Source organism: uncultured Maricaulis sp. (assembly GCF_963976135.1).
In the GTDB taxonomy this organism is placed as follows: Bacteria; Pseudomonadota; Alphaproteobacteria; order Caulobacterales; family Maricaulaceae; genus Maricaulis.
The window spans coordinates 1-5,587 of the sequence record NZ_CAXBKN010000132.1 but is presented as its reverse complement, the minus strand read 5'-3'; the positions used below and the strand labels follow the sequence as shown (position 1 = coordinate 5,587).

The window sequence follows — 5,587 nt, the reverse complement described above, 5'->3', positions numbered from 1 at the left end:
TGCGCCCGGCCTCTTCGTAAATGCGTATCCAATTTCCCAATCCCGGAACAAGTCCCGGACGACGCTCCGCGTCAATTATCCAGAAAGCTCCGCAGCTTCCGCGAACGGCTTGGGTGCTTCAATTTCCGCAGCGCCTTCGCCTCGATCTGACGAATCCGTTCGCGTGTCACCGAGAATTGCTGGCCGACTTCTTCCAGCGTGTGGTCGGTATTCATGCCGATGCCGAAGCGCATGCGCAGGACGCGTTCCTCACGCGGGGTCAGGCTGGCGAGGACACGGGTGGTGGTCTCGCGCAGATTGGCCTGGATGGCGGCGTCGATCGGCAGGATGGCATTCTTGTCTTCGATGAAATCGCCGAGATGGCTGTCTTCCTCGTCGCCGATCGGCGTTTCGAGCGAGATCGGCTCCTTGGCGATCTTCATCACCTTGCGCACTTTTTCCAGCGGCATGGCGAGCTTTTCCGACAGCTCTTCCGGGGTCGGCTCGCGGCCGATCTCGTGCAGCATCTGGCGCGAGGTGCGGACGATCTTGTTGATGGTCTCGATCATGTGCACCGGAATACGAATGGTGCGGGCCTGGTCGGCGATCGAACGCGTGATCGCCTGACGGATCCACCAGGTGGCATAGGTCGAGAACTTGTAGCCGCGGCGATATTCGAATTTATCGACCGCCTTCATCAGGCCGATATTGCCTTCCTGGATCAGATCGAGGAATTGCAGGCCGCGATTGGTGTATTTCTTCGCGATCGAAATAACGAGGCGCAGATTGGCCTCGACCATTTCCTTCTTGGCGACGCGCGCTTCGCGCTCGCCCTTCTGGACGGTCCGGACAATGCGGCGCAGGTCTTCGATCGGAACGCCGGCGCGCTGGGTCAGCTCGGCCAGATCGTCGCGGATCTTGGAGGCATCAACGCCTTCGCGGTCGATAAAGCGGGTCCAGGCCTTCGACGTCTTGGCCATCGAGCCCGGCCAATCCGGATTCAATTCATTGCCGAAATAGCTGTCCATGAACTGTGCCCGTGGCACGCCATGGGCATCGGCCATGCGCAACAAGCGGCCTTCGAGCGACATGCGCTCCTTGTTGATCGCATAGAGCTGTTCGACCAGGGCCTCGATCCGCGCATTATTGAGATGCATGGTGTTGAGATTGGTGACGATCGAGTTTTGCAGGGATTCGTATTTGTCCCGGCTCTGCTTGGTCAGATCCTTGCCTTCGATCCGCGCGGCAACGAGCTTGTCCTGCAGTTTGCGGAAAGCGGTGAAGTCGGTCGAGATCAGGTCGAGCGTCTCCATGACGCCTTCGCGCAACTCTGCTTCCATCGCCGAAAGCGAGAGCGTGACGCCCTCATCATCATCGTCGTCGTCTTCGTCATCATCGGACTTGGACGTGGCTTCGTCATCGTCATCATCGTCGTCTTCATCATCCCCCTTGGCCTTGGCGTCGTCATCCTCGGACTCGGCGTCCTTGTCGTCTGACTTGGCCTCGGCGTCAGCCGGCTTTGCCGCGCCGGGCGCTTGCGGGGTTGGGGTCTCGCCATCTTCGGCCGGACCGGTTTCGTCGTCTTCGTCCTGATTGGCTTCAGCCTGCTGGCTGCCATAGGTGGCGTCGAGATCGATAATGTCGCGCAGAAGGACTTCGCCTTCGTGCAATTCATCGCGCCAGACCATGATGGCTTCAAAGGTCAGCGGGCTTTCGCACAGGCCGCGGATCATCGCATTGCGGCCGGCCTCGATGCGTTTGGCGATGGCGATTTCGCCTTCGCGGGACAGAAGCTCGACCGAACCCATTTCGCGCAGATACATCCGCACCGGATCATCGGTGCGGTCGGCGGAAGTCGGGGTGTTGAGGCCGGTAATGGCACTTTTCGAGGCACCGGCGACCGCGCGGGTCTCGCCTTCTTCCTCATCATCATCATCGTCGTCGGAATCGCCGTCGCCGCTCTTGGCTGCGCCAGTGGTTTCCTTGTCGTCATCGGCCTCACTGTCATTATCAACGACATTAATGCCCATCTCGGACAATTGCCCGAGCACGTCCTCGATCTGCTCGGACGAGAATTCCTCGCTCGGCAGCACCGCATTCAACTCGTCATGGGTCACATAGCCGCGCTTCTTGGCGACCTTGATCATGTTCTTGACGGACTGATCCGTCAGGTCCAGGAGAGGGCCGTCTTGGGTCTCGGAGGCGTCATTGGCTTCGGCGGGTTTGGTCATGTATTCGTCCCTGGTCGCGCCGCTGACAGGCGCCAATCGACAATATCCTACTCAGGAAGATTCGGAACGGCTGGTTTCACGTCGATAGGCTTCCACCAGCCGACGCACACCTTCCGAATCATCCCGGCCAATCTCTTCAACCAACCGCGCGCGAATCTCTTCGCGACGATCAGTCGCTTCATTTCTTTCCATATAGGCAGCCGCGAGCTTAATCCAAGCCTCACTGCGCTGTTCGCCGGAGGCTTCCGCCCCGCCAATTGCTGCCCGCATCGGTCCCCGTTCACCGTCCAACCGCCTGAGCTCCGCCGCAAAGCCCATTTCCGCAAGCTTCGCGCGTAGCCAATCCGATTGCACAGATTGTCCAGAAGAGCAGGCGTCTAGAACGGTGTCGCGTAGTAAGTCAAGCGAACCGAGAGTCAAATGCGCCAGGGTTTCAACCTGATCGGCGGCCAGTTCGGGCCATTCGATCGCGGCCAGCAACAGTATTCGAGCATCGGACGCCCCCGGCGAGCCCTTGGCAGCGCGACGCAGTTCGGCGCTCGGGCCAAGCCGCGGCAAGCCCTTTTTGCCCTTGCCGGTCCAGGGCGCGCGTTGCGGCGTAGTGCCGAACGCGGCTTCCATGCGATTGTCGAATTCGCGCTTGTATTCCGCGCGGATATCCGGCTCGGCGATTTGCGCCAGCAGGGTGCGGATGCGGCGGCGAAAGCTGGCGCGGCGATCAGGATCGTCGAGCGGCTCGACGCCAATTTCGCGTTCCCAGAGCAGGTCCGCCAGCGAACGCGTCTGCTTGAAGACCTCGCGCAGGGCCCCGGCGCCCTGCTCACGCAGGATATCGTCGGGATCCTTGCCGTCGGGCATGAAGGCGAAGCGCAGCGTGTGGCCAGCCTGCAGCAGCGGCAGGGCACGATCGGCGGCTTTCAGCGCCGCCGCCCGGCCGGCGCTATCGCCATCCAGGCACATCACCGGCTCGCCGCCGGCGCGCCAGAGCAATTGCAATTGTTCTTCCGTAATCGCGGTCCCCAGCGGCGCAACGCCCTGTTCGAGGCCCGCCCGCGCCAGCGCGATCACATCGAGATAACCCTCGGCAACGATCAGGCCGCGGATATCGGCCTTCGGGTCGGCCGCGGCCCGGCGCGCTTCAGGGAAGCGGTAGAGCATGGAGCCCTTGTGGAAGATCGGCGTTTCCGGCGAGTTGAGATATTTCGCCCTCGCCTCGCTCGAGAGGGCCCGCCCCCCGAAAGCCACCAGCCGGCCGCGCGGGTCCTGGATCGGGAACATGATGCGGTGGCGGAAACGGTCATAGGGCGAACCGCTGTCGGGCTCGATCAGCAGGCCACATTCGACCAGATCGCCAACCGGCGCGCCGGCCGTGACCAGTTCGTCCTTCAAGGCCGTCCGGCTTTCCGGCGCATAGCCAATGCCGAAGCGGACGCAATCCTCGCCCGACAGCCCGCGGGATTTGAGGTATCGGCGCGCATCCTCGGCCGCTGGCGTGCGCAGGGCGCGCAGGTAGAAGGCCTGGGCGGCCTCCATCCATTCGACGAGGGATTTGCGATGCTGGGTATTCTGTTGCGCCTGGGGATCGGGCGCCGGCAGGCTAAGCCCGGCCTCTCCGGCCAGCCGCTCAGCCGCCTCCATGAAAGAGAGCCCTTCCATTTCTTCCAGCCAGGTGAAGACATCGCCATGCTTGCCGGAGGCAAAGCAGTGATAGAAGCGTTTCTCGTCATTGACGAAGAAGGAGGGCGAGCGTTCCTTCTTGAACGGCGACAGGCCGACGAATTCACGCCCCTGACGCTTCAGGCTGACCGTACGGCCAATGAGGTCCGACGGGCGCACACGCGCCTTGATTTCGTCGATGAAGTCCTCGCCCAGACGCATATTGGTTCGGCTATCCTCAAAGGCCCGGCCCGGAGTGCGAACACAAGCCCGATGGGTCCGCAATCCGGGTCGGAACGACCATCATGTTCAGAAAGGCATGTTGCGCCGGAATCCCGGGCGCGTCACGCTACAATCGCAAGCCGGCCTCAAGCCTGGCCTGACCGGTGGGCGCGTCAGGCCGTACCGGCGAGCAGGTCCTTGACCTTGGCGCCGGCCTTGCCGAAATCCATCCGCCCGGCATAACGGGTTTTCAGCTCGCCCATGCAACGGCCCATATCCTTGAGACCGGCGGCGTCCAGCTCCGTAACGACATCGACAGCGGCATCGGCAATCTCGGTTTCGTCCATCGGCGTGGGCAGATATTCGCGCACGATTTCTGCTTCGGCGCGCTCGGCTTCGGCAAGATCGAGCCGGCCGGCCTTTTCATAGGTGTCAGCGCTTTCCTCGCGTTGCTTCATCAGCTTTTGCAGGATGGCGAGGATCTCGGTCTCCTCGCAGCCACAGCACCGATCTTCAGCGCGAGCAGCGATATCGCGGTCTTTGACCGCAGCAGCGATCAGCCGCAGCGTCGACAGGCGCGGTTTGTCCTGTGCTTTCAGGGCCGACTTCATATCAGTGGTGATTCGATCACGAAGAGACATCACTCAGGCTACCGTTTCTGGCGCCGCAATGCGCCTAAAATGTCAATGTTTTGATTTTGCAGTGGAATTTCTCAGAGCGGTTTCGTTTGCGCGTCTGCTCGGGTCCATTGTCTTCCAGGCTCATCCATCGAGCCGATTCTTGCGGTGCGATCATACGCCCGTTTCAAGACCGGCGGAGATATGCTGTCTTTGCCGAAGAATCAAGGCCTATCGAAATCGGCGTTGCGGGATTGACCGCGCGAGCGTCTCTGACTACCTACGCGACCGTTTGGCCGCACCCGCCTCATGGCGCGTATTTCCGACACGGCAAACCGGCTTCAGGAGCACAACCATGTCCCAGACCTCGCAGCCAAATCCGACTGGAGCCCTGGCGCTCGCCGATGGCAGCGTCTTCGTCGGACAGGGGTGTGGCGCCTCAGGGATCGCGATCGGCGAGTTATGTTTTAATACCGCGATGACGGGCCATCAAGAAATCCTCTCCGATCCCTCCTATGCCGGCCAGGTCGTCTGCTTCACCTTTCCCCATGTCGGCAATGTCGGCGCCAATAGCGAAGACGATGAAGCCGCCAGCGCGCCGGCCCGGCACGCCGCTGTCGGCATGATCAGCCGCGCGCCACTCACCCCGCCGGCCAATTACCGCGCCACGGAAAGCTTCGGCGAATGGCTGCGCACCCGCGGCATCATTTCACTGACCGGCGTCGACACCCGCGCCCTGACCCGCCGCATTCGCGATCATGGCATGCCGATGTGCGCCGTCGCCCATGACCCGTCCGGCAATATCGATATCGAAGACCTGAAAGCCAGTGCCCGGGCCGCGGCAACGATGGAAGGCCGGGAACTCGCAGCCGCCGTCACCCG

General features: G+C 62.0%; 4 protein-coding genes. 1 reads left to right on the top strand and 3 read right to left on the bottom strand.

Annotation, left to right across the window (positions count from 1 at the left end; translation table 11 throughout):
* Positions 1-71: 71 nt before the first annotated feature.
* The 3 genes from rpoD to AAC023_RS13320 form a co-directional block, all read right to left on the bottom strand.
* Positions 72-2,210 (bottom strand): RNA polymerase sigma factor RpoD, encoded by a 2,139-nt coding sequence (rpoD, locus tag AAC023_RS13330; protein WP_339741687.1) that lies wholly within the window; start codon positions 2,208-2,210, stop codon positions 72-74.
* 51 nt (positions 2,211-2,261) lie between these two features.
* Positions 2,262-4,088 (bottom strand): DNA primase, encoded by a 1,827-nt coding sequence (gene dnaG, locus AAC023_RS13325; RefSeq protein ID WP_339741686.1) that lies wholly within the window; start codon positions 4,086-4,088, stop codon positions 2,262-2,264.
* 173 nt (positions 4,089-4,261) lie between these two features.
* Positions 4,262-4,729, bottom strand: coding sequence for a GatB/YqeY domain-containing protein (locus tag AAC023_RS13320; RefSeq protein ID WP_339741685.1), 468 nt, complete (start codon positions 4,727-4,729; stop codon positions 4,262-4,264).
* Between the two features lie 331 nt (positions 4,730-5,060).
* Between AAC023_RS13320 and AAC023_RS13315 the strand changes: the two genes are divergently transcribed.
* Positions 5,061-5,587, top strand: a 527-nt coding sequence (locus tag AAC023_RS13315; protein WP_339741684.1) for a carbamoyl-phosphate synthase domain-containing protein, incomplete at its 3' end; no start/stop codon positions are given.

What these genes read in the sequence shown, in the direction of transcription:
- dnaG (WP_339741686.1), bottom strand. Translation starts at nt 4,088, where the DNA reads ATGCGTCTGGGCGAGGACTTCATCGACGAAATCAAGGCGCGTGTGCGC.
- AAC023_RS13320 (WP_339741685.1), bottom strand. Translation starts at nt 4,729, where the DNA reads ATGTCTCTTCGTGATCGAATCACCACTGATATGAAGTCGGCCCTGAAA.
- rpoD (WP_339741687.1), bottom strand. Translation starts at nt 2,210, where the DNA reads ATGACCAAACCCGCCGAAGCCAATGACGCCTCCGAGACCCAAGACGGC.